This is a genomic window from Methylobacterium fujisawaense, assembly GCF_039619325.1.
GTDB lineage: Bacteria > Pseudomonadota > Alphaproteobacteria > Rhizobiales > Beijerinckiaceae > Methylobacterium > Methylobacterium fujisawaense.
The window spans coordinates 5,316,845-5,340,641 of the sequence record NZ_CP155000.1; the positions used below are offsets into that span (position 1 = coordinate 5,316,845).

18 protein-coding genes are annotated in these 23,797 nt (G+C 68.2%); 7 read left to right on the forward strand and 11 right to left on the reverse strand.

The annotated features are described in order from the left end of the window. Window positions 1–39 precede the first annotated feature (39 nt). The 5 genes from ABC766_RS25195 to ABC766_RS25215 form a co-directional block, all read right to left on the reverse strand. Window positions 40–705, reverse strand: a complete 666-nt coding sequence (locus ABC766_RS25195) for a response regulator (RefSeq protein WP_043346486.1) — start codon at window positions 703–705, stop codon at window positions 40–42. A 13-nt stretch (window positions 706–718) separates the two neighbouring features. Further along, window positions 719–2,797 (reverse strand): sensor histidine kinase, encoded by a 2,079-nt coding sequence (locus tag ABC766_RS25200; RefSeq protein WP_051976318.1) that lies wholly within the window; start codon window positions 2,795–2,797, stop codon window positions 719–721. 164 nt (window positions 2,798–2,961) lie between these two features. Further along, window positions 2,962–3,186 (reverse strand): ribosome modulation factor, encoded by a 225-nt coding sequence (locus tag ABC766_RS25205; RefSeq protein ID WP_345819742.1) that lies wholly within the window; start codon window positions 3,184–3,186, stop codon window positions 2,962–2,964. Window positions 3,187–4,903: 1,717 nt separating this feature from the next. Continuing rightward, window positions 4,904–5,245 (reverse strand): hypothetical protein, encoded by a 342-nt coding sequence (locus tag ABC766_RS25210; RefSeq protein WP_345819743.1) that lies wholly within the window; start codon window positions 5,243–5,245, stop codon window positions 4,904–4,906. A 37-nt stretch (window positions 5,246–5,282) separates the two neighbouring features. Beyond that, on the reverse strand, window positions 5,283–5,498 hold the full coding sequence (locus ABC766_RS25215; RefSeq protein ID WP_345819744.1) for a hypothetical protein: 216 nt from the start codon (window positions 5,496–5,498) through the stop codon (window positions 5,283–5,285). A 464-nt stretch (window positions 5,499–5,962) separates the two neighbouring features. Between ABC766_RS25215 and ABC766_RS25220 the strand changes: the two genes are divergently transcribed. Continuing rightward, a complete protein-coding gene (locus ABC766_RS25220; protein WP_345819745.1) occupies window positions 5,963–7,012 on the forward strand; it encodes a hypothetical protein in 1,050 nt (349 codons plus the stop codon). 553 nt (window positions 7,013–7,565) lie between these two features. On the opposite strand, the gene ABC766_RS25225 is transcribed toward ABC766_RS25220, so the two are convergent. The 3 genes from ABC766_RS25225 to ABC766_RS25235 form a co-directional block, all read right to left on the reverse strand. After that, a complete protein-coding gene (locus tag ABC766_RS25225) occupies window positions 7,566–8,783 on the reverse strand; it encodes a flagellin (protein WP_043346491.1) in 1,218 nt (405 codons plus the stop codon). Between the two features lie 252 nt (window positions 8,784–9,035). Further along, window positions 9,036–10,463, reverse strand: coding sequence for a hypothetical protein (locus tag ABC766_RS25230; RefSeq protein WP_345819746.1), 1,428 nt, complete (start codon window positions 10,461–10,463; stop codon window positions 9,036–9,038). A gap of 146 nt (window positions 10,464–10,609) precedes the next feature. Then, entirely contained in the window at window positions 10,610–12,028 is a 1,419-nt protein-coding gene (locus ABC766_RS25235; protein ID WP_345819747.1) for a lipase family protein, read from the reverse strand. Window positions 12,029–12,148: 120 nt separating this feature from the next. On the opposite strand from ABC766_RS25235, the gene ABC766_RS25240 reads away from it, so the two are divergent. Further along, the gene (locus ABC766_RS25240) at window positions 12,149–13,099 is read left to right on the forward strand and encodes an SGNH/GDSL hydrolase family protein (RefSeq protein ID WP_345819748.1); all 951 of its coding nucleotides are present in this window, start codon (window positions 12,149–12,151) and stop codon (window positions 13,097–13,099) included. Window positions 13,100–13,182: 83 nt separating this feature from the next. Continuing rightward, window positions 13,183–13,452, forward strand: a complete 270-nt coding sequence (locus ABC766_RS25245) for a hypothetical protein (RefSeq protein ID WP_345819749.1) — start codon at window positions 13,183–13,185, stop codon at window positions 13,450–13,452. A gap of 101 nt (window positions 13,453–13,553) precedes the next feature. Here ABC766_RS25245 and ABC766_RS25250 read toward each other — a convergent pair whose 3' ends face one another. Continuing rightward, on the reverse strand, window positions 13,554–15,173 hold the full coding sequence (locus ABC766_RS25250) for a methyl-accepting chemotaxis protein (RefSeq protein ID WP_345819750.1): 1,620 nt from the start codon (window positions 15,171–15,173) through the stop codon (window positions 13,554–13,556). Window positions 15,174–15,509: 336 nt separating this feature from the next. Between ABC766_RS25250 and ABC766_RS25255 the strand changes: the two genes are divergently transcribed. Further along, a complete protein-coding gene (locus ABC766_RS25255; RefSeq protein WP_342144124.1) occupies window positions 15,510–17,843 on the forward strand; it encodes a putative bifunctional diguanylate cyclase/phosphodiesterase in 2,334 nt (777 codons plus the stop codon). A gap of 7 nt (window positions 17,844–17,850) precedes the next feature. Here ABC766_RS25255 and ABC766_RS25260 read toward each other — a convergent pair whose 3' ends face one another. Together ABC766_RS25260 and ABC766_RS25265 are read right to left on the reverse strand one after the other, a co-directional pair. Beyond that, entirely contained in the window at window positions 17,851–19,617 is a 1,767-nt protein-coding gene (locus ABC766_RS25260; RefSeq protein ID WP_345819751.1) for a thioesterase family protein, read from the reverse strand. A 281-nt stretch (window positions 19,618–19,898) separates the two neighbouring features. Then, a complete protein-coding gene (locus ABC766_RS25265; RefSeq protein WP_345819752.1) occupies window positions 19,899–20,780 on the reverse strand; it encodes a LysR family transcriptional regulator in 882 nt (293 codons plus the stop codon). Window positions 20,781–20,953: 173 nt separating this feature from the next. Between ABC766_RS25265 and ABC766_RS25270 the strand changes: the two genes are divergently transcribed. From ABC766_RS25270 to ABC766_RS25280, 3 genes are read left to right on the forward strand one after another with little or no spacing between them, the layout of a single operon-like run. Then, window positions 20,954–22,264: a dicarboxylate/amino acid:cation symporter gene (locus ABC766_RS25270; RefSeq protein ID WP_043758232.1), complete on the forward strand. Its 1,311-nt coding sequence runs from the start codon at window positions 20,954–20,956 to the stop codon at window positions 22,262–22,264. A 51-nt stretch (window positions 22,265–22,315) separates the two neighbouring features. Continuing rightward, on the forward strand, window positions 22,316–23,155 hold the full coding sequence (locus ABC766_RS25275; protein ID WP_342144118.1) for a bifunctional allantoicase/(S)-ureidoglycine aminohydrolase: 840 nt from the start codon (window positions 22,316–22,318) through the stop codon (window positions 23,153–23,155). After that, window positions 23,152–23,664 carry an ureidoglycolate lyase gene (locus ABC766_RS25280; protein WP_345819753.1) on the forward strand — a complete coding sequence of 171 codons (513 nt, stop codon included), beginning with the start codon at window positions 23,152–23,154 and terminating at the stop codon, window positions 23,662–23,664. Before ABC766_RS25275 ends, ABC766_RS25280 begins: the two co-directional genes overlap by 4 nt. The last annotated feature ends 133 nt before the right edge of the window (window positions 23,665–23,797 follow it).

Below are 23,797 nucleotides of genomic sequence, written 5' to 3' on the forward strand. Positions count from 1 at the left end.
GCCGCGATTTGATCCGTCGCGCTCAAAGAATCGCGGCTCCTAGCGCAGGGCCAGGGCATCGAGCCATCCGTGCGCGGCCGCGTAACGGATGATCTCCGCACGCGTGCGCAGGCCGAGCTTTTCGGCGGCCCGCGCCTTGTAGGTCTCCACGGACTTGACGCTGAGATCGAAGCGGCGCGCGATCTCCTTGTTGCTGAAGCCCTGGGCGATCAGGCGAAGGACGTCCGTCTCGCGCGGGCTCAGCGCGTCTGCGGCAGGCTCGGCCACCGAGATCCGGGAGTCTGCTGCAGGATGCGCCAGGGCATGGCTCGCCACCGAAGGGTCGAGATAGACGCCGCCTGCGGCGACGGCGCGGACCGCGCGGAGCAGATCCTCCGCGGCCGAGCGTTTGAGCAGGTATCCCCGGGCGCCGGCCTTGAGCAGCGGCTGGACGTAGGCCGCATCCTCATGGACCGTCAGAACCAGCACGCGCGTTCGCGGGCACGCATCCGCCACGCGCTCGGTGAGCTCGAGCCCGTTGAGACCGGGCATCGAAACGTCGACCACGGCGACGTCGGGGTCGGCTGCATGGATCATCGGCAGCGCCTCGCTGCCGTTCGTCGCCTCGCCCACCAGCTCGATCTCGGGGTCGGCGTTCAGGAGCGTCCGGATCCCGGCGAGGACGATGGGGTGGTCGTCGGCCAGGGCGACGCGGATGCGATCCATCGGGCGCTTCTCCTCAGGGTTCGGGATGGTGCGGTACGGGAATGGTCACGAACAGGGTTGTGCCGACATCCGGGGACGATTCCAGCGTGAGCGTCCCGCCGAGAAGGGACAGGCGCTCGCGGATCCCGGACAGTCCCAGCCGCAGCTTGGCCTGTCCATCGCTGCCGGAACGGTCGCGAAGGTCCTCGGCGTTGAAGCCGACGCCGTCATCCTCGATGACGACCCGCATCTCGGTGGTGCGCTTCTCCACCGAGACGCTGACGCTCGCGGCGCGGGCATGCTTGAGTACGTTGGTGAGGGCCTCCTGCACGATCCGGTAGACGGCCGTCTCGATGGCGGCCGGCAGACGGGTCGCCTCGTTCAGGCATTCCAGATCGGCGCGGATCCCGTGCCGCTGGCTCCAGTCGCGCAGCAGGGTCGCGAGCGCCTCGCGCAGGCCGAGATCGTCGAGGGCGGTCGGCCTCAGGTCGACGGCAGCCCGATGGATGTCGCGTCCGATCTCCCCGGCAAGCGCTTGCAGCCACTCCATCTGCCTTCCGGCTTCGGCTGTGGCACCGCGGGCCAGGAGCCGCTCCATGCTCTTGAGGCCCAGCGACAGGCCGGTCACCGTCTGGCCGACCTGATCGTGGAGTTCCCGCGCGATCCGGCGCTGCTCGTTCTCCTGCGCCTCGCCGAGGCGGCGGAGCAGCGCGGACCGTTCGGCCTCGGCGCGCTTGCGCGGCTCGATATCCGAGACCACGCCGTAGATCAGCCCGTCCGGGGTGTCCTCGTGAAGCTGTGGCACGCGACCGGCCACGCGGACCCAGCGCGGTTCCCGATCGAGCCGGGTCACGCGGAACTCGACGTCGAGCGGCGTACCCTCCGCGAGGCTCCGGCGCAGGGCTTCGCTCAGGCGCCCGCGATCCTCCGGCTCGACCGCCTGCAGGACGGTATCGGCGTCCACGGCGCTGTCGCGCCCTTCCGCGGCCGCCCGCCACCCCAGAAGCTCGGCCGCGCGCGCAGAACCCGTCACCCGGCGCGCGACGGTGTCCCAGCGCAACGTGCCGAGTTCCGCGGCCTCGGCGGCGACGGCGCCCTGCTCCTCGCTAGACCGGAGGGCGAGGGAGAACCGGGCCTGCTCGCCCGCACGGCGCTGCGCCATGTCGCGGCCCACCAATCCGACCAGCGCCAGGGCGAGACCGATGCTGACGAAGCTGCCGCCGCCCAGCACGACATACGACCGTGACACCGGGGCGTTGAGGGTGGCGACCGGCATTCCGAAATGCACCGACCAGCCGCCGGTGTGCTTCAGCGTCCGGTAGACCACCTCGACATTCGCGCCCTCCAGCGTCGGGCCGGTGTAGAATCCGTTGGGCGCGTGCCGGATCGCCGCCTGCAAGGCGGGATTCGCAGGGTGGCCGAGTTCCTCGACCTCGGCCCGGGTCCGGGCGATGGTGTTCCCGTCCGCATCCACGATGGTACCGACCCAGCCCTCGGGGGCACCGGCATCCCGCAGGATCGAGCTCACCGCGTTTGTGGCAAGCCGGACCGACAGCACGTAGCGGAGGATCCCGTCGCGGATGACCGGGACGCGAAGGGCGACGAGGCGCTTGCCGGAGATCAGGCCGGCCGGACCGATGCCGCCGATCACCGGCTGACGCGTCTGCACCACGGCGTCGAAGCTCTGCCGGTCCGAAGTCGGTCCCAGTTCCTCTTCGAGGGAGCGGAGCAGGTTGACGATCTGAGCGCCGTCCGGACCGGCGAGTTCCACCGTCTCCCAGAGCGGATGCGCCTGCCTCAGCCGCTCGGCCTCGGCGTAGAAGGCCGCGAGATCCGGTCGGTCGAGGGTGGCGGAGGCGGCCTCCGCTTCGAGAACCGCGATCTGGGCCGCAATGTCCGAGGCGACGCGCTCGGCCACACGGGTCGCGCTGGCGACCGCAGCGTTCCGGGCGAGGTCGCGCTGCTGCTGCGCCATGAGCGTGGCGACCCAGCCGCTCAGCAACAGGACCGGTATGGCCGCCGCGAGGGCGAGGGCGATGAAGGTCCGGCGGCTGCCGCGGCTCAGCGGGGGCTCAGACCCGTGTATGGCGGCGTCGCGGGGTCGGATGTTCATGGGCCCGGGCGCGGGCACGCAGCGCGCCAGCCCGAACCCGGCCTCCATCGCTCGGGCGGCTCGGCCTTCCTGTCTCGCCGTCCCGACCGCATCGCCACCCGTCTCCCGAGTCCCCGTCCCGGCCCGTGTGCCACGCGCTCTGTCGCGGAAAAGTCGCCCTGCGATCAAGCCGGCGGGAGCGCGTCCGAAGCGAGGGAGGTGTCGCAGAGCGCAGATCCGGGCAGCATCCGGGCCGGATGCGGCAGCCGCGTCGCAACGGCCCAGGAGGAGCCGTCATAGCCTTCGAACCACGCGCGGCGCTCGCGCGACTCGCCGGGATACGGACAGGCATCGCGGGGCCGACCGACGGAACGCGCGCGGGCCCCCTGTTTGACGATGTCCATGAGCATGGGCGCTGATCTCTCCGGCTGCTCGGGATGATGTCCCGCACCGTGAGAAGCGCGCAGTTCGAACGGTCGAGCAAGCTGTTTCAGGTCGCGATGCTGCTCTCACCGACGCGTGTCGGGTTTATCCCGACACGCTGTGCAGACGATCATCCGTTGACCATTGCGCGAAAGCGGCACCCAAGCGGCAAATCATGCGACCGTTGAGCATCGACGCTTGTCGGGACGCCCGCGGTTCCTTGCTGGATCCTGCGCAGGGGTCACCCGGACAGCCTTCATCGCCCGCGGATCCGGGAGGCTGCCGCACGTCGGCTTCCCGGATCCCGAAGGGCTTCCTAGAAGCCGCAGCCGTAGCCGGCCGGCGCGTAACGGTAGCCGTAGGGACGGCTATAGACCGGCCGATAGAGGTTCGGCCCGGCAGCCGCCGCCGCAAGGCCGAGGCCGGTGGCGAAACCCGGCCCGCGGTATCACGGGGACCGCCGTAGCCGTAGGCGTGCGGCCGGTAGCCATAGGCGGAGGGGCGGAAGGTCACACCCCGATAACCACGATACCGCCTGTGGTGCGGGCGGAACCGGTGGATGTGGTGCCGGTGGAGGCGGTGATGGTGCAATCCGTGGCGTCGCCCTCTCCGGGCGCCATGGTCCAGATGGTGGTGCCCGTGATGGAGGCCGGGGCCATGACCGTAGGGCCGCGCTTCGCTCGACGGTGCAAACAGAACGAGGCTCGAAAGCGCCGTCAGGGTGATCGCAAGACGTTTCATGGGCTGAACTCCACGGAAGAGGAAGGACGACCGTGCGGCCACGGTCGGACGGGGAACCGAGCCTTCGCCGCCGTCGAATGCGGCGGCGTGCCCCGAAGGCGGGGGACGAAGATCGAAGTCTCCGGCCACTGTCCCGCCGTCCCATCTGTGGTCCGCTGCACCGATCAGCAGTCGGAGAGATCGGCAGACGTGTCAGGGTCGGCCCGACATGCTTGCGCTGAAGGCCTGGCTTAGCTTGGCGGTTGGGAGCCCCGGTCGACGGGGCTGAGGGCGCCTCGCCGCATGGTCGCGCCAGGGGGAACGGCATGAAGTTGGCGGTGGGCCTGCCCGTGCGGCGCGCGCGGAACTGGTATCGGCGTTGCGGGCGCGTGGGATCCCCGCTGAAGATCACGCGGGAGCGGCACGGTTCGCAGGCCGGCCGGACGCGTACGCTAGAGGACTGGGCGCGATTCGGAGGCGGCCTGCTCGCGTCCGATCTCTCCGAGGTCCCGCGCGCGCACAGTCCGGTCTGGACCGAGAGACGGTGGCACGGCCTGGACTGGCCTCAGGCCAACGGACCCTGGGCGTAGCCGGGCGTTTAGAATTGGGAGAAGCCTGCGGATGGCCGGAACCCAGGGAGAGCCGTCGCCGGGGCGGATGCCCCGCGTGTCCGGCCGTTGGACGACCCCGTCGCCCCATGTGCGGCGCAGCAGCCGGGCCGACGTCGGAGACCTGCGGCCTCTGCGAAGCCGGCGCCTCGACCGATCGCGCTGACGCCTTCATCCTCCACGAAGATCATGGCGCGGCCGATCTCGGAAGGATCCTTCCGGGCGCCGCAGGCGAAGAACGGACGTCGGCTGCGGCATCCGTCCCCCGGGCGAGGCGAACCCCGGTCGCGGATCCGCGGACGAGGGGGGTGGTTCGTGCCGGGCGATTCGAGACCGGGCGCCGTGCCACGAGGATCGGCGAATGCGTCCATCCCGATCACCTGGGGACGCGGCCAACCCGAAGCCGGGTTCGACCATCGCGCTCCGGATCGTGCGTCTCGTGAGGCGGCTTTCCTCTCCGCCGCAACGCCCCGACCAGCATCAGCAAGCCCTGCACGGCGGCGAGCAGCAGGGTCAGGGCCATGAAAGGCAGGAAGGCGATCAACATCCAGCCCGTCATCATCAGCCCGTACAGCAGCTCGCCGATATCGTGACCGGCGACCGGGCAGGGATACGTGTTTGCCTCGTTGACTTGGCAGCCGGTGAGGCTGGTCAGCGCGGCACCGGCGGCGAAGGGCAAAGCCGGCAGCCACGCGACCACCGTCAGGATCAGGATCACGCGCAGACGCCGGCGGGACCGGTCCGGCCGTCCAGTCTCAAGGGCGCTCATCGGACATCCTCCTTCGGGCGGGGGCGGATCGGTCGGTGCCCGCCTGCACCGGTCGCGCCCCATGCGAGTTCCCGTGGCCGCGGCGGTGGCGGGTCGTCGCGCCGGTCGTGACGGGCAGCGTCAGGATCTCGCCGACCGTCGTGGTCTGCCTCACGCTGTTCTTGCCGATCATCACGGCTGCGCCGTCGGCGGTGTCGGCCAAGGCCGCTGGATCGGGCGCTGCACGGGCTGGTCGTATTCGGCTCTGGCCGATCAGGCCGAACGAAGTGATCGCGGTGCGGGCGGCGGACGTCCGGCCAGATCCCGATTCGGCTTTCGGCAAGAACGTCCTCCTGCCCCGGGTCGCGGCCCGAGCTCATGATCCTCGAGATGGGGTGCAATCGGTTCGGGCGCACGACAGGATTATCCGCCGCGGGATCAGGACACAATGTCACACCGTGGATGCATGGATCGGCGCTGCCGTTGAGCCGGCGCTGGCTCGCCGCCCATCGAGGGCGCGTGGATTGAAGCGTTGCCCGGAAGGGCCGAGCATGTGAGCGGGATCGCTCAGATATCGTCCCGCGGAGGACCGGCATGCGGCAGGCTTTGCAACGTCCCCGCGGCAACGCTCAGGCGCGCGGTCACGGCGCAAGATCGGGTCTGGCTGTCCTGAGCGCGGGTTTCGCTGTGGCTGGGCTCCTCGGACAGGCTAAGTTCGCGAACGCCGAGGACGGCCCGAGCTATCTGGAGGACCGGCGTGGCGTGTTCCTGCCTTTCCTGAATGCACCGCAACCCGGCGAGGCCATCGCGCAGTCGCCGCGGCTCGGGCTCTCCTTCGGCGGCGCGGTCCGGCCCGTGTTGGTGGATACCGGCTCGACCGGCATCGTGGTCTCGGCCAGCCGCATCCCCGACAACGCGACGCTGCCCAGCCAGCCTGGGCGCATCACCTACACGAGCTCCGGCCGCATCATGATCGGCCGCTGGATACGCGTCCCGGTAACCCTGTGGGGCCGCGACGGCGAGAGCGTGGCGACGCGGCCGATCCCGGTCCTCGCGGTCGACCGCATCGCCTGCACCGCGCAGGCCCGCCACTGCACCCCGGAAGAGGCGCCGGAGCACGTGGCCATGCTGGGCATCGGATTCGGCCGCGAGGACGACAGCCAGAGCCAGAGCACGCCCGACACCAATCCCCTGCTCAATGCGGAGCCGTCCGGCCCCGGTGCGATCCGGCGCGGCTACGTGCTCACCGCCCGAGGCGTCCATGTCGGCCTGACGCGCGCAAACACCCACGGCCGCTACCGCTTCGTCAAGCTCGATCCCCACCCGCGCGTGCCGGGCGACTGGCTGGGCGTGCCCGTGTGCATTTCCGTCGACGGTCGGGAGCCGGGCGCCTGCGGCCGGGCACTGCTCGACACCGGCGTCACTGCCATGTTCCTGACCCTGCCGCCCTCGGAGGTGGCCACCAGCCTTCAGACCGACGCGACCGGTCACAGTGCGCTCCTTCCCGGAACGCGACTGCGTTTTCGCTTCGGCGCCGCCGCCGCTTACACGGTCACCGTCGGCGACCACACCACGGGACTCGCACCGGAGCGCATCGTTCTGAACACCACGCGCCCGCAACCCTTCGTCAATACGGGGCTGCACGTCCTGAACGGTTTCGATGTCCTGTTCGACGCCGACCGCGGATATTACGGCTTCCGCGCCCGCGGCGCGGTCCCGGACGCCGACCAACCGTGAGCCGACACCACGACGCCCGGGCACAACGGCAGCCTCGCCCGATGCTTGCCGGGGCATGTAAGATCGCTTTGACGCGCCAGCGTCTTCAGGACTTGGCGGCGCAGATCAGGTGGCCGGGCGGCGACCTCGCCTGCCCGCCGTAGGGAAGATGATCCCTTCTCTGCGCCCCAGTCACAGGGCTTGTTCGAAGCCGTGCGAGCCGACAGACGAGAAATCCGTCTGGTTGTCCGATCTCTAAGCCGCAACGCATCCTGGAGACGATCGGGTCCCTGCCGCTGAAAGCGTAATCGACACGGTTCCCGCATCCTCGGGGACCGCACCCATGGATCCGCCCCGGTCCGGGCTGCCGGGCTGTCGAATGGTTTCGAGGACGCGCTTGCCGAAGCGCGTCGGTATTCGGGGCGTGGCGCAGCCTCTCACGCCGTATCGGCTGCGGCCCGCGATGCCATCGGCGTTCGAAAGGAATCCGTCGTTGTCCGACGCTTCTCATGCAAACGGCCGGAGCGTCGCTCCGGCCGTCATGGCGATGATGTGACGAAGGCTTAGCGCAGGATTAGCGCAGGAGCTGGAGGACGCCCTGCTGCGCGGAGTTGGCCAGGGACAGGGCGGAGATGCCCATCGACTGCCGGGTCGACAGCGCCTGGGAGTTGGCCGCTTCCTGGTTCAGATCGGCGTTGGTCAGGTTGGCCGAGCCGGTCTGCAGCACGTTGATCAGCTGCTTGGAGAAGTCCTGGCGGTTCTGCACGACCGACAGGTTCGAGCCGAGCGCGCTCGCCGCGGAGTTCAGCGTGTTGCCGGCGCTCGTCAGGGTCGACAGGGTCTTGTTGACGTCCGAGTTCAACAGGAAGTTGCCGAGGCCGTTCTGGCTGGACGTGCTGTTCGAGTTGGTGATCGACGACAGGCCCAGGCCGCTGGACGTGGCATCCACCGAGGCGACGTTCAGGTTCGAGCTGCCGGTGTCGTTGAACTTGATGTTCATGTCATTGCCCTTGCCGGCAATGAGGTTGACGCCGTTGTAGCTGGCATCGCCGGCGAGCTGCGTGATCTGGTTGAGCAGGTTGTTGTACTGGCTCGCCAGAGAAGCGCGCTGCGACACGCCGGAGATCGAGAGGTCGCTGGAGACGACGGTGGTGGCGGCGGTGCCGTAGGTCGAGGCGGTGGTGCTCGATCCGGTGAAGCCGAGCGCCGTCTGGCTGCCGGAATTCTGAAACTCCACATCGGCCTGGGCGTTCAGAACGATCTTCGTGCCGGTGCTGTCGGCCGAGAAGATCGCGCCTGCGCCGAACGAGCCGCTGGACGAGGTCGACGCCGAGCTGACGGCGGCGTTCAGGGCCGCGACGGTGGCGCTGATGCTCGACGAGGCGGCGATGGTGGCCGACACGGAGGTGCCGTTGATGGTCAGGAGCACCGTCTGGGAGGCGGTGCTGGCGCTGTAGGCGTTGGCGGCGGTTCCGGTGGTGGAGAGCTGGGTCGAGAGGGCCTGGTTGGCGATGGACTTGGCCTGATCGACCAGCTTCTGGATCGAGGTGATGCCCTGGTTGGCGGCCTGGATCGTCTGGACGCCGTTGGAGATGCCGTCGAGCAGGGTGTTCAGGTTCGAGGACCGGGCGTCGAGGGACTGGGAGGTGAAGAAGTTGGTCGGGTTGTCGAGGGCGGAGTTCACCGTCTTGCCGGTGGCGAGGCGGTTCTGCGTGGTCGCCATCAGCTGGGCGGTATCCTGCAGGGAGAGCAGGTTCTGGCGTGTCGCGGCCGACAGGGTGATGGAAGACATGGATCGCTAACTTTCCAACCGGAGCAACCCGATTCTCGGGGATCGCTTAAGAATACCGCTTAAGGTTAAATACGGATTAACTGCGCGAGTATTTTCAGCGCCCCGCCGCTCCTTCCGAAACCCTGTGCCGGCGCTAGGCTCATCTGCCCGCTGCAGCACAGGCCGGTATCGGCCGATTGGAGACTTGATCACGCGCGGTCGCTCATGCCGCCTGATGTCTCGGACCGGTACGGCGAGCCGCGCGAAGGGAAGTCAATCGAGTGCGTAGCCGAGCAGGCCCTCGGTCGTATGCCCTTCACAGCCCGCGAGGGTCGATACGAAGTGATCGCGACCGCCGGCATTGCAGCGGTAGATGGGGTGGCTGCCGGGCCTGGGGGCCTCGTAGACGTAGCCGGTCTGCCCCAGCGGGGTCTGCCCCTCGCAGCGCACGTCCCGGCTGAGGAAGTGATCCTGTCCCGCCACGCAACTCATCAGTCTTGCGGTCCCGGGGGCCGAAAGCGTCAAGACGCTGCCGACGCTGCCCTCGGCCCTGTAGGCGGGCGCGACATAGCCCGTCGTGACCCAATGTCCGGCGGGACCAATGGCGCGCCGCAAGGGCAAACGGTCGGCACCGCGGGTCGCGCGCGCCTCGGCGATCCGCCACGTGCCCGGGTAAGGGTCGCCGCCCGAGAAGAAGACGGTGATGTCAGGCAGGAAGGGCGTGAGGCTCCCCGTACCGTCCCGCCGGAAGCCCGGACTGTGATTGAGATAGAAGCCGGTCACGTCGGAGTTCAGATAGCCGAGCGGCGTCCAACGTGCCGGTGACCCGCTCAACAGGACCTTCAAGGGCATCTTGAACAGGCCCATCTGGTAGGTTTCGCGGTCGGGGTTGCGGGCCGGATCCTTGCAGGCCACCTGATGGCACACGCGACCCGGAAGCCCGGTGATGACGTAGACGTCTCCCGTCTTGGCATCGTACGCGAAATCGGAGTTCGGATTGATGGTCGCTCCATCGGTCGTCCCGTTGGGGATCCGCACCGGCGCCCCGAAATGGATGCCGTCCGCGGTGTGACGGACGTAGAGATCGCCGAAGCCGGCAACGCCCTGTGGTCCGGTGAGGTCCGTCGTGAAGACGAAGAGACCGGACTTGCCGTCCGTGAACGACGCCGGCTGACCGGCGCCGTAATTGCCCTGCGCCACCGCCGGGTTGAGCGGCCTGATGACCGGTTCGGGATAGTCGACCCACGTCACCTTGTCGTTCGAGAATGCGAGACCGGTCTGATTGTTGTTCCCAGGCTGGTTGTCCGCGCCCGAATAGTACATCGCATAGGTGTAGGTCTGGCCGTCCCCGGGGTTCACGAAGCGGCCCCGGATCACGCTGGGATCACAGACGTATTGGCGGTTCCAGGAGCCGGGCGTCGGCTTGAACACGATCCGGGCCGGCGAGAAGCCGGTCTGCGGGTCGTAGGATCGATGGAAGATGACATCGGTCTGGCCCTGACCGCACCACCAGAAATCAGTGACGCCGTTCTCCGAGATGATGCTGGGCGCGTAATTGTAGCCGGCCGGATTCGCCTCGTTGACGAAGAGGGGCTGCGCGTCGGGTCCCTTCCAGTCGGCCTCGACCCGGGCCGGCAGGGCGAGCGACGCCAGCACCAGGGCGAAAAGGGCGCCGATGAGCAGGGCAGAACCGGGCTTCACTCTCACGATCTCCCGCGATGCGCGCCGTCCGTTTCAACGCCGGCCGGAGCACCTGTCCCGAGACTGGCGACCTGAATAAGGCGGCCCTGCTTCCGACGGCTTGAAGCCCGGATCGCGCGTGGGGCGGCGTCCGACCGGCGCCGACCCTACGGGTCCTGCGCAGGGGCGACGGGGCGCCGGCAGTTCGGACGGAGGGCGCGACCCAGGAGCGATTGCCGGCCCAGAATCATCTCGAAGAAATCGTATTCTCCGGGCCTGAAATTGGCTTTCAGGAACTGGAAGTGCATGTGGAACGGCCGAAGACGCAAGCGCTTGTAGTCACATTCCGGTATCCGGTCCTTGACCCCAGCCGATCGTATCAATGGATTGTGGGCGAGAAAGGCCGGTCTCTCGAGACCGATGTCGAAAATGGGGTTGAACCCGTAGCAGTTGAGCCAATCCTGCGGCGCCTGATAGTCGCACCAGACGATGCGGTCGCTGTAGACGAGCGACGCGATGCGTGCGCGGATCCCCACGGCTTCCTTCGGCAACGCGACGAAGGGAAGCCCCGAGCCCAGCGTGACCAGGGACAAGCGGGGTAGGGGCCGATCGTCCGTACCGAGGCGCGCGAGGATCCGGGCAGCGACCTCCACGGCCATGGCAGCACCGAGGGAATGACCGACGATCATGACCTCATCGGGCGCCTCCGCCGGATGCGCACGCCATTGTGCTAGTTCCGTCAGGATTCGCTCGCTGAAGAGCGCGATTCGCGCCTCGTAATCCGGTCGCCGGCCCGTGGCATGCTGCCAGAAGAAGATGCGTATGCTCAGGATATGCCAGAAGAACAGCCGGCCCAGCGCCTTGCGGATGGCGTAGAGACCCGCGCCCGCGGCCACGGCGCAGATCAGCGCCGCCCAGACCGTTTCCATCGGCGATAACGGTTTCAGGACGGCGAAGAGCGCCGTGCCGGCCGAGATCAGCAGGGCCGGGGCGACGAAGACGACGAAGAACGGAAAAGCGCTCAGCAGGGTATAGGGCCATCCGAAGCGCGCCGTCTTGAAAAACAGCCCCTGTGCGAGCCCCGAAACGACGCTTCTTGCCAGCAGCGCCAGCTGGCGGAGCACGGGCCGGGAGAGATCCGCGTGGACGATGTCGCTCCAGATCAAGGTCTCGCAACAGACGGCGGCGCCGTCGCCATCGGCCGGCGGGCCGACCGTCCAGGTCCGGCTGAGACCGTCGGCGCTGGTCCGGATCTCCGAGACCGCGCGCGGCATGGTTCCGAACCGGGCCGTATGCCGGCCGAGTTCCCGTTTGAAGAACGCAGGAAACCGGATCCCGCTGCGGGCGTCGAAGCCGTGAATGAAGAAAACGTGCCGTCGCCCGACCGGTGCCGGATGCAGGTCTCTCAACTTGAACGGGGTGAACGATAAGTAGCCGCGGACCATAGGATCGGACAAGGACCTGAGCACGCGAAAGCATTGTGGCGGTCGACGGCGCCGATGGGCGCGCGCTCCATTGCACGACCGAGCGGGCTCCTCAACAGCCCGCCGCCGAAGACGGTTCCGCCGCGAGCCATCATTCATCATCCGGACGTCCTGCGAATCTCCCTCCCATGACAACGGGGGCGAGGTCAAAAGGCGCTGGCAGGCTGGAGAAAGACTGGACTTGTGAAAACTGAACCTCCTACGGTGCGGGACGCGGGGGCAGTGTTCAAGATTCGCATGCGCTTTTCGGGGGCCTTGAGAGCGTTTCGCACCGGCGCCCTCCGACGTCACGGGCTCGGCCACATCCAGGCTGGCTTCGATGCTGCGCCGAGCGGCTGCATCGTTCTGGTCGGGGACGCGCATGCGGCGCTCATGCCGCGACCGATCGTTCCGCGCCCCGTCCTGAACGCGGGCATCGCCGGAGCGACGGCGCGCTCCTGTGGCCGCGCCCTCGATCTGTTGCGCGCGCCCCTGCCGGCTCTGCTCGCCGTCCTGATCATCGGGACCAACGACATCCGCGCCCGCTCGGCGCTGTCGAAGGCGGCGACCGACGACTTCTTCGGGCAGACAGACCGGATCGTCGATCGCCTCCAGGCCTGGACCCTCGATACGCTCGTGGCGGCGTTGCCCCCGACCCCTGCCGCGAAGGCATCGGAACGCGACCCTGCCGCGGTCGAAGTCTATTCGGATTGCCTCCGCGCTGTCTGCGTGCGCCGCGGCGTCTCGTTCTTCGATCCGTTTGCGGGATTGCGCGGCGCCCGTTTCGGCTTGGCCGAGGATGACGCCTTCGTCGATGGCACCTACCTTCGGGATTACACGGCCGTCGCCGCCCGCATCGCCAGCCATGTCCGGACGCACTTCAAATCCGAGCCCTACCTGGACAGCGCGCTCCCGGGTTTCGATGAGGAATATTACAGGAGCTGGTACGCCGACACGTGTCGGTATCCCCACGGGTTGGCGCGGCACTACCTCGATCTGGGATGGCGCGAGGGGCGAGACCCGAGCGGACAGTTCAGCACCGACGGCTATCTCGAAGCCAACGCCGACGTCCGCGCCGCAGGCGTCAATCCGCTGATCCACTTTCTTGAAGTCGGCTTCGCGCAAGGTCGGACGGGTTGGCAGAAGCCGCACCCGCGTCCGACCCGCTCCCCCCACGGCGACCCGAACGCCTGAACCGAAGACGGCCCGACAGCCCGGGACGCGCTCGTGACGGCAACCGTCGCAAAGCTGCCGTAGATTGGCGGCCAGATGCTTCCATGCGCCTCCTCCTCGCCGCCCCTGTCCTCGTCCTCATCGCCACGGGCGCAGCAGCCGGCGATACGCGCCTGGACGGAGCCGTGGTTGCGGGCAGTTTCGGAATGGGGGGGTCGGACTATTACGGCGATGTCCGCAATCGCATGCCGTTCACCCGCGACGCACCGCCCAGTCCGGTCGGGATAACCGACATCGAGCGCGTCCGGGCCGCACGCCGGCGTGCGGATGCCGGCGCCCGCCGGCCGGCCCATCGCTCCGCCCGTCGCAGCTGAACCGCCCCGGGCCTGACACTCGGTCCCACTCGGTCCGTACGAAGCGAAGGGCCGGGTCGGCAGAACCGGGACTGGACGATCCGGCCAAGGGGCGCGCCGCCTCAGTTCCGGTAGCGTTCGGCGAGGGCCATGAGGGCCTGGGCGAGTTCGGTGAGGTTGGCGGAGGCGGCCTCGACCTGCCGGGTGCCGGCCGCGGTCTGCTGGCTGGCCTGGCGGATGTTCTGGAGCGCGCCCATCACCTGCTCGATGCCGAGCTGCTGCTGGTTGGTCGAGGCGACGATCTGCTGGAAGGTCTGGACGTTCTCCTCCACCCGGGCGGTGATCTCCTCGATGGTCCGCTGCGTCGTGTCCGAGCGCGTCTTGCCGGCGGCGGCGCGCTTGACCGCCTCCTCGGTGAGCATGACCGAGGTGTTGATGCCCCGCTGGATTTCGCCCAGGATCCCCCGCACCTGGCCGGTGGCCGCCTTGGCCTGATCGGCCAGGAGCTTCATCTCGGAAGCGACCACCGCGAAGCTGCGCCCGCTCTCGCCGGCCGCCGCCGCCTCGATGGCGGCGTTGAGCGCCAGCAGGTGCGTGCGCTCCGAGATGTCGTTGACCGTCTCGATGATGTCGCCGATCGTCTGGGTCTTCTCCGACAGGCTGACGATGTTGCCGGCCACCGCCTCCGCCTGCTCGCGGATCGCCTCCATGGCCTTGGCGGTGTCGGACACGGCGCGCAGGCCCTGGCGGGAGGTCTGCGCGGTCGCCTGGGCGGTGGCGATCACCTCGGTGGCCCGCTTGCTGATCTGCGCGCCCGAATGGGTGATCTCGTCGACCGTCGCCGCCGTCTCCTGCACGGCCGCGAATTGCTGCTCCACCGAGGCCGCCTGCTCCTGCGCCGAGGCGCGGATCTCCGCCGCCGCCGCGTTCAGATCCGCCGTCGCCGCCCGGTTGGTCCGCGCCAGATCCGACAGACCCGCAACCATCGTGTTCAGCGTCGCTGAAAGTCGGCCCACTTCACCACCGGCGCGAACAGCCAACTGGCCGGACAGGTCGCCCTCGCCGACGCGGCCGACGAAGGCCATCACGCGCACCAGCGGCTGAACGATGAGACGGTTGATGGCGATTCCGATCCCCAGGCAGATCAGGAGGGTGATGAGCGTTCCGCCCCACAGGGCGATGCTCTCGTTGCGCTCGCCCCGGGCCACGCGCTCGGCCAGAGCCGTCCGCACCACCTCTTCGAGGCCTTCGATGGCCGACAGCTTCTCGCGGAAGGTGTCGAACAGCTGCTTGCCCTGACCGTCGGCTTCGATGCGGACCGCCTCGGCCCGTTTCGCCGGATCGGCCGCCATGCGGAGGGCCGCCTCGCCGACCTCGGTCTGCCAGCTGCGAGCCGCCACCACTGCGGCGGCGAGCAGGCGTGTCCGCTCCGCATCCTGACCGACGAGGCCCTTCAACCGGTCGATCGCCTCGTCCAGCGTCTGACGGCCGGCTCGGTACGGTTCCAGGCTGCCGTCGCGCCCCGTGATCAGGTAGCCGCGCAACCCGGTTTCCTGGTTGAGCATGGCCGCGCGGAAGCTGTCGAGGGCGCGAACCAGCTGGTTTGACCGGCTTCGCGCGTCGGTCGCGTCCCGCAATTGATCGCCCGTAACCAGGACCGCACCGCTGCTGAGGACCGAGACCAGCGCGATGATCCCGATGGCACCGCCCAATATGCGGTTGAGACCCAGCGATTGGGGCATGGTCTGCTTCATCCTGCTCGGAGCTGCGGACGGCGCCGGATGGGCCGCGATCGAGGCATCGGGGCCTCTTAGCGCCGTCGCCCGGTCGATGCGAGGGACGGCCCTCCGTCCCGCCCCCGGCAAATGGCGCAACGACGGTCGCCTGGCCCGGACACCGCCGCCTGGGCGCCGTGATCACCGGAGGGGCGGATGCCGAACTCCAGGCCGGAATTTACGAATTGTTCACCATCGGGCAAGTTGAACTTGTGTGGGCGAACCAATTCGTATGCATCTAAGCGCTGATATCCGGAGTTCTCGATCGTAACGGTTTTGCAACGAGCATTTGTGTCGCGGGAGATGCTGATTTCTTTCCTGATCGATACCGATCGCAAGGCTGATCCACTCGACGCGAACCTCAGGGCACGCGCGCGGATCGAGCAGCTCGACGTCGCCCTTCGTCTGGTGCCCTTCACGATTCTCGTGAGCCTGAGTGTCGTACAGGTCATCGTCTACCTGTTCTGGCAGCCCGGGAACCGCGCCTATCTCGCGGGCCTGGAAGCCCTCGTCCTGCCGCTGGCGGTCGTCTCGCTCCGGCAGTGCTGGCGCTGGCGCTCGCAGCCCAAGCCGCTCGAGGTGCCATCCTCCTTCGTCAAGCGGCTCGTCCTCGCCGCGCAGATTTATGGCCTTCTCCTGGCCTCCATCCCGGTGATGCTGTTCGCCGGGGCCGATCCGAATGGGCGGCTCCTGATTGCCTCCAGCATGGCGGGCCTGATCGCGACGGGGATGAGCGCGGCGGTGCTGCCCCGAGTCGCCATCGGGTATGCGGGCCTGATCATCGTCGGTTCGTTCATCGCCCTCGCGGCGACGGGCGAAGCCTTCTACATCTATGTCGGCGTTCTGCTGTTCTTCTATGCGAGCTTCATCTGCTTCACGATCCTGCACCTCAGCCGCCTGCTCACGATGCGCGTCATCGCGCAGATCGAGCTGGAGCGGCAGCAGGAATTCACCCATCTCCTGCTCAACGAGTTCGAGGAGAGTGCCAGCGATTGGCTCTGGGAGACGGATGCCGACCTGCGGCTGCAGCACGTCTCGCCGCGCCTGATCGAGGTCGCCGGTTCCTCCGAGCGACAGCTCATGGGCCTGCCGCTGGAACGCCTGCTGCTCCCGCCGCTGGCGCCGCCCAAAAGCCATTCGAGCACGGCTCTCTGGAGCTGCATCGCGGAGCGACGCGTCTTCCGGAATCTCCACCTGCAACTCGACATCGCCGGTGAGCGGCGGACCTGGTGCCTCTCTGGAAAGCCGACCTTCAACCGGGCCGGCGTGTTCTCAGGCTATCGCGGCGTCGGCTCCGATGTGACCGAGAAGCGGCGCTCCGAGGAGCGCCTGTCCTATCTCGCCCTCCACGATTCCCTGACCGATCTCCCCAACCGGGTTCTGTTCCACCAGCTTCAGGAGACCGCCCGGGCACGACTCGCGCAGGGCGACCGGTTCGCCGTGTTCGCCCTCGACCTCGACGAGTTCAAGAGCGTCAACGACACGTTCGGCCACGCCGTCGGTGACAAGCTCCTCACAGCCGTGGCCGAGCGGCTGCGCGGCTTCGAGACCGCCGACGTGCAACTCGCCCGCCTCGCGGGTGACGAGTTCGCGGTGCTCGCGGCCGGGCGGAGCGCCCGGGACCTGCACGCCATCGAGTCCCTCGCGAGCGGCATCGTCGAGGCGCTCGCCTCGCCATTCACCGTCGACGGCATTCGGCTGACCGTCAGTGTCAGCATCGGGATCGCCATCGCACCACAGGACGGATGCCAGGAGATCATGCGGCGGGCCGATCTCGCTCTCTACCGCATGAAGAGCGAGGGGCGGAACGGTTACCGGTTCTACGAAGCCGAGATGGACGAGCGGATCGAGGCGCGGCGCGCCCTGACGTCCGATCTGCGGGGCGCGCTCGATCGGAACGAGTTCGTCCTCTACTTCCAGCCGATCGTGTCGGCCAAGGAGTGCCGCGTGGGCGGTTTCGAAGCACTCCTGCGGTGGAAGCATCCCGCGCGGGGCTTCGTCTCGCCGGGCGACTTCATTCCGCTCGCCGAGGAGACCGGCGTCATCATCCCCCTCGGGGAATGGATCCTCCGAGAGGCCTGCCGGATCGCCGCCGGCTGGCCGGAGGATGTCCGGATCGCCGTCAACCTCTCCCCCCGCCAGTTCCGGCATTCGGATCTGCCGCACCTCGTGCGCTCTGCCTTGCGGACGAGTGGACTGGCCGCCGCCCGCCTGGAACTGGAGGTCACCGAATCGGTATTCCTGGAGGCGACGCCGGCGATCAATGCCACCCTGTCCAGGCTGCGTGAGATGGGCGTGCGCCTGTCCCTGGACGATTTCGGGACCGGCTATTCGAGCCTCAGCTATCTGCGCCGGATCGCCTTCGACAAGATCAAGATCGACCAGAGCTTCGTCCGCGACCTGCCGCACGAGGGCAGCGCCGCCGCGATCGTGCGGGCCATCATCGACATGGCGACGCGCCTCGACATGACGATCACGGCGGAAGGGGTCGAGACAGACGCGCAGCGGATCTGCCTCCTCGACCAGGGATGCCACGAATTCCAGGGCTATCTCTTCAGCAAGCCGCTGCCGGCCGAGCAGGCGGCGGTTCTCGCGCGCAGCCGCAAGTTGCTTCCGACCGCCGTCCAGGCGGCGTGAGGTGCCGTCAGGCGCCGAGGGGCGCCACGCCGGCCGGGCTGGGCTCGCCCGTGACCGCGTGGGGCGACACCTTCGGCCAGTAGGGCAGGAAGCCCTCGACGATGGTGCGCGGGATATCGAGGGGCCGGTAGTGGACGGTATCCACGAACATCAGCGACTGCTCGCCGCGGCCGAGCAGGCCGTTGACCTCGCTGTGGATCTCGTGCGCCAAGGTCACGAATTTCCGGTTGTGGCTCGCGATGGAGATCCGGACGGTGACCGGCTCGAACTCCATGGCTTCCCGCCGGAAGTCGTGATGGAAGGATTTCGTCAGGATGTAGAAGTCCGTCGACTTCAGGTCGAAATCCGGCATGCAGACGTTGAAGAACAATTCGCGCGCCTTGCCGACCCAGCGCACGTAATTGGCGAAATAGACGTTTCCGACCGAATTCGTATCGTCATAGGTCGGAATCAGGCGCAGGACGAACCAGTGACCGTCGAAGCCGTGGGAGGCGACGGTGTCGGGCCGGTCGAGCGCGACGGGCACCGGCGCCGCCCGCGGCGCCCGCTCCGCCGCCGGGATCAACGTGTCGGCCGGCTGCGTTGCGCGCCATCCGAGGATCTGTGCGATCATCGGCAGGGCACCGATCAGCCCGATGAGCGGCGCGATGGCCAGGAGCGCCCAACTCGGCGCCAAATAGCCGGTGACGAAGATCAGGCACGCCGTTGCCCCGATCATGGCGTTGAGGACCGAGTCGTACCGCCGCGTCGCGCCGAGCGTCTCGCAGACGAGACAGGCCGCCGCGCCGACGAGGAGCGTGGCGAACGGCATCATCAGGTAGAGGAGCGAGAGATTCGCCCAGATCGCCGCCGCCGCCGTGGCGAGCGCCGCGCCGAGGATCCAGACCGGTGAGGACACGAGTCCCGCCGGCACGAAGGCGAGAAGCGGCGAATTGCTGCGCGCCGTGACCGAGGTCCCGAGCCACCGCGTCGCGCTGTAGAAGCTGTCGATCGTGGTGGCGGCCGCGATCGCCGTCCAGACCACGAAGGCGGCTGTCGCACCCGCCACGGATTCCCGCCCGATCGCCTGCGCCACGGCCGCATAAGCCCCCGGCAGCCCGTCCGACGAGACGACCGGCACGCCGAGCCCCGCCCGCGCTGCGAGTAGGGCATTGAGCGTCAGCAGTCCGAGGAACAGGATGGCGCCGGTCACATAGGCCACCCGCACGGATCCCCCCGAACGCCGGATCTCGAGGGCGCGCTGCCAATGCTGGATGTCCATCCACGGGCCGAGCAGGAAGCCGACCAGGGAGGGCACGACCAGACCGTAGAAGCGCTCGTCGAAGGCGTGGACCGGGACCGTCCAGCCGTCCGGATGCCGGGGCAGGTCAACCAAGAGCAGCGCGCAGGCCGACAGTCCGAGGACCAGGGCGACGCCGTGGATCGTCCGGAGGCCGCGCAGCGGAACCGCATGCGCGATCGAGCAGGCGATGAGGATCAGGGCGACCAGGCCGACCACGGAGTCGCGGCCGAACAGCGGAAGCCACGCATAGGCGGCGAAGCCGAAGATCGTGATGGCGACGGCGAAGAACTGGGCCCCCAGGAACAGGAGGGCGTAGGGACCCTGCACGGACGCGACAATCGTGTCGATGCGCCGCCGGGGAGCGCCGAGCAGCCATCCGAACAGGCCGAGGCCCGTGGCATTCGGCAGAGCGAAGGCAAGAAACCCGAGCCATCCATACGTGAGGGTCACGTGGATCGCGTAGAAAAATCCGAGCCCCCAGAACCACGACAAAGCAATCGTCGGCGCCCAGGTCGCTGAGCGAATGAATTGGGAAGGCATTGTGGCCGCGAGCGCTCCGTACCGAGTGTTGCAATAGCGTATCAGACTCGTTTCGGGAATATGTCCGGCAAAAAAGAAGGCGAATATAAGATCTTACCTGCACGAAAATGCATCGACCTGTCGACAAGCCGCGGCTGCGGCTCAGCGCGGGCACATTTCCGCTCGCCGCGTCCCGATGGACACGCGTTTGGGCCTTGGGCGCACGACCCGTCGCGGATTCCCGGGCGATTTGCCTAATCGGCGGGCGCCGGGCCGCTGCGAACCAGATCGACGAAATTGGCGATCAGCGGAGCCTTCGGGGCCATCCACAACGCGAAGACGTCGGCGCGGATGGGCGGCCCTTCGAGGGGCCTGTAGACCACGTCCGCATGCGCCAGACGGGCGACGAATTCCGGGATGATGGCGATGCCGAGCCCCGATGCCACCAAGCTCGTCAACGAGGCCGCCTCGACGGCCTGATAGGTGATGGAGGGGACGAACCCGGCCTCTGCGCAGCAATCCCACAGGTAGTTGGCAAACAGGGAATCCGAGAGTCGCAGGAAGACGAATCGCTCGTCGCGAAGGTCGGAGAGGCGGAGCGCGCCCGTCGCCAAGCGGTGGCCTTTCGGCAGGACGACCCGTACGGTTTCGGTCCACGCGCAGACGCGGACCAGATCGGCATCCTCCGGGGGGCACCGCAGGAAGCTCAGGTCGGTCTGACCGGACTTCAGCATCGCGATCTGCCGATCCGGCGACATCTCGTGGATCCGAAGATCGACTGCCGGATAGGTGCGGGCGAAGTCCCGGAGCGCCGGGCCGAGCGGGCCGGCCAACATCGAGCCGGTCAGGCCGATGTTGATGATGCCGGCGGTACCCGCGCCGATGGCACGGGCCCGTTCCACCGCTTCGCCGGCCCGCTCCAGAATGGCGAGCGCCTGGACGTGGAAATCGTGGCCGGCCCGGGTCAGCGTCACCCGCCGCGTGGTCCGCTCGAAGAGGGCAGTGCCGACCTCATCCTCCAGGTCGCGGATCTGCTGGCTGAGGGGGGGTTGCGCCACGCCGAGGCTCTCTGCGGCGGCCGTGAAGCTCAGATATTTGGCGACAGCCACGAAATAGCGGAGATGCCGAAGTTCCATCCCGCCATCTATATGCCACGCCTATCAATTGGAATGAAAAAGATATTTGACGTCTAGATCGGCCGGAACGATTTTGCAGCTCGGCAAATCGAAACGATGCTGCGCGTCACGATCGCCCCGCGCGCCGCCATCGGGCTTCGGTCGCCAGTCCGAGGCTGCCCAGGGGAATTGCGATGCAGCGCGTGTTCGGGTCGCTTTTCGGGCAGGTGGTCGCGGCCCTGGTCCTCGGCGTCCTCGTCGGGCGGCTGTGGCCGGACTTTGCGGTCAGCCTGAAGCCCCTCGGCGACGTCTTCATCAAGCTCATCAAGATGGTCGTCGCGCCGCTGGTGTTCGGTGTCGTGGTGCATGGCATCGTCGGCGCCGGCGATCTGCGGAAGGTCGGGCGTGTCGGCCTCAAATCCCTGATCTACTTCGAGGTGGTGACGACCATCGCGCTCGCGCTCGGGCTGGTCCTCGCCTACGTCTTCGCGCCCGGCCAGGGCATGAACGTCGACCTGGCGAAGCTGGATGCCAATTCGCTCTCCAGCTACACCGACCGGGTCGGGCAGGTCACGGGCACCGTCGATTTCCTGATGAAGCTGGTGCCGACGACCTTCGTCGACGCCTTCGCGAAGGGCGACATCCTCCAGGTTTTGCTTCTCGCGATCCTGTTCGGGTCCGGCCTCTCGCTCCTCGGCGAGCGCGGCAAGCCCCTGGCCGACAGCCTGGAGCGCATCACCGAAGTCCTTTTCCGGATCATCGGCTTCATCGTGCGGCTCGCGCCGCTCGGCGTGCTCGGCGCCGTCGCGTTCACGGTCGGCAAGTACGGCGTCGGATCCCTGAAGCAGCTCAGCATGCTGGTCGTGCTGTTCTACGGGGGCGTCGCGGCCTTCGTGATCGTCGTGCTCGGCGGCATCATGCGGCTCGCGGGCTTCAGCATCTTCAAGCTGCTCGCCTATCTGCGCGAGGAACTGACCGTCGTGGCCGGCACCGCATCCTCCGACTGCGTGCTGCCGCAGGTCATGCGCAAGATGGAGCGGCTCGGCATCAAGGAATCGACCGTCGGCCTCGTGATCCCGACCGGCTACTCCTTCAACCTCGATGCCTTCTCGCTCTACCTGACCCTGGCCACGGTGTTCATTGCGCAGGCGACCAACACCGACCTGTCCTTCGGTCATCTGATGCTGATCCTCGGCATTGCCCTTCTGACGTCCAAGGGCGCCCACGGCGTGCCCGGCTCGGCGATCGTGGTCCTCGCCGCGACGCTGTCGGCGGTCCCGGAGATCCCGGTGATCGGTCTGGTCCTCGTCCTGTCGGTCGACTGGTTCGTCGGCATCGCCCGTGCCCTCGGAAACCTCATCGGCAATTGCGTGGCGACCGTCGTCATCGCAGCCTGGGAGGGCGATATCGATCGCGCCCAGGCTCACCGGGTTCTCAACGGCGAGGACACGGCCGACACCGCGGCGATCCTCGAGGCCCCCGTCGCGCAGCCGCACACCGCGTGACCGATCCGGGGCAGCCGATTACAGCTTGAAGCCGAATCCCGGAGACCCACCATGAGCGCTGGAGCCTACAACCCCCCGTGCGGCGGCCTGCCCGGCCAGACGGCGCTGATGACCGGCCGCGCCGTGTTCACCGAGGCCTACGCGGTCATCCCCCATGGGGTGATGAGCGACATCGTCACGAGCCTCCTGCCGGGCTGGGACGGGACCCGGGCCTGGATCCTGGCACGGCCGCTCTCGGGCTTCGCCGAAACCTTCGCCCAGTACCTCATGGAGGTCGCCCCGGGCGGCGGCAGCGAGACTCCCGAGCCGGAGGCTCAGGCGCAGGGCGTGCTGTTCGTGGTCGCGGGCACGGCGAGCCTCACCCTCGACGGCGCCAGGCACGCCCTGCGGCCGGGCAGCTACGCCTATCTCTCCCCCGGCGCGGCCTGGTCCCTGCGCAACGACGGCGACGGGCCCGTGCGCTTCCACTGGATCCGCAAGGCCTACCAGCCGGCGGCGGGGCTGGACGCGCCGCCCTCGTTCGTGACGCACGAATCGGCGGCCGAGCCGACCGGCATGGTCGGCACCGATGGCGCCTGGGCGACCACCCGCTTCGTGGGCTCCGACGATCTGCGCCACGACATGCACGTGAACATCGTCAGCCTGCGGCCGGGCGCCTCGATCCCGTTCGAGGAGACCCACGTGATGGAGCACGGGCTGTTCGTGCTGGAGGGCAAGGCGGTCTACCGACTCAACCGCGACTGGGTCGAGGTCGCGGCGGGCGACTTCATGTGGCTGCGCGCCTTCTGCCCGCAGGCCTGCTACGCGGGCGGGCCCGGCCCGTTCCGCTACCTGCTCTACAAGGACGTCAACCGCCATCCGGCGCTCGCGCCGCGCGGACTCGGCCGTTGAGCGCGGACGCGCGCAGGATCGTCGCCCGGCCTCTGACCGCGGCGGCCTTCGCCCCGTTCGGCACGGTCATCGACGCGGCTGCCGTTGCGCCGCGGCCGATGAATGCCGGGATGGCCCGCCGCTTCCACGATCTCGCCGAGATCGAGGTCGTGGGGGAGGGCGCGCGCGTGGTGATCGGCTTGGTGGAGGCGCAGCCCTATCCGCTGCCGCTGCGCCTCGGCCTGGTGGAGCGGCATCCGCTCGGCGCGCAGGCGTTCCTGCCGCTGAGCGCGGCGCCGTTCCTGGTCGTGGTCTGCCCGGACGAAGAGGGCCGGCCCGGTCGGCCGCAGGCCTTCGTCACCGCGCCCCGCCAGGGAATCTGCTACGCGCGCAACACGTGGCACGGGGTGCTCACGCCCTACGGTCAGCCACAGGATTTCGTCGTGGTCGACCGCGGAGGCCCGGGCGTGAACCTCGAGGAACACACCTTCGCCGAGCCCTGGACGGTGCATCTGCCCGGCCTGGACTGAAGGCGGACGCAGACCGCGCCAATGGCGCGCCGAAACGACGGCAATTCCGTCGCGCAGGCGGTCTCGCGCGGTCGGGACCGCTTTTGGCGGCGCTCGGCGTGTCAGGGGCGCCCAGATGCAATCAATCCCGGGG

Excerpts from the sequence above, each read along its gene's own strand:
- ABC766_RS25255 (WP_342144124.1), top strand. The coding sequence starts at position 15,510 with ATGCTGATTTCTTTCCTGATCGATACCGATCGCAAGGCTGATCCACTC.
- ABC766_RS25270 (WP_043758232.1), top strand. The coding sequence starts at position 20,954 with ATGCAGCGCGTGTTCGGGTCGCTTTTCGGGCAGGTGGTCGCGGCCCTG.
- ABC766_RS25250 (WP_345819750.1), bottom strand. The coding sequence starts at position 15,173 with ATGCCCCAATCGCTGGGTCTCAACCGCATATTGGGCGGTGCCATCGGG.
- ABC766_RS25225 (WP_043346491.1), bottom strand. The coding sequence starts at position 8,783 with ATGTCTTCCATCACCCTGTCGGCCGCGACACGCCAGAACCTGCTCTCC.
- ABC766_RS25200 (WP_051976318.1), bottom strand. The coding sequence starts at position 2,797 with ATGAACATCCGACCCCGCGACGCCGCCATACACGGGTCTGAGCCCCCG.
- ABC766_RS25275 (WP_342144118.1), top strand. The coding sequence starts at position 22,316 with ATGAGCGCTGGAGCCTACAACCCCCCGTGCGGCGGCCTGCCCGGCCAG.
- ABC766_RS25245 (WP_345819749.1), top strand. The coding sequence starts at position 13,183 with ATGCGCCTCCTCCTCGCCGCCCCTGTCCTCGTCCTCATCGCCACGGGC.
- ABC766_RS25205 (WP_345819742.1), bottom strand. The coding sequence starts at position 3,186 with ATGCTCATGGACATCGTCAAACAGGGGGCCCGCGCGCGTTCCGTCGGT.
- ABC766_RS25265 (WP_345819752.1), bottom strand. The coding sequence starts at position 20,780 with ATGGAACTTCGGCATCTCCGCTATTTCGTGGCTGTCGCCAAATATCTG.
- ABC766_RS25235 (WP_345819747.1), bottom strand. The coding sequence starts at position 12,028 with ATGATGAATGATGGCTCGCGGCGGAACCGTCTTCGGCGGCGGGCTGTT.
- ABC766_RS25195 (WP_043346486.1), bottom strand. The coding sequence starts at position 705 with ATGGATCGCATCCGCGTCGCCCTGGCCGACGACCACCCCATCGTCCTC.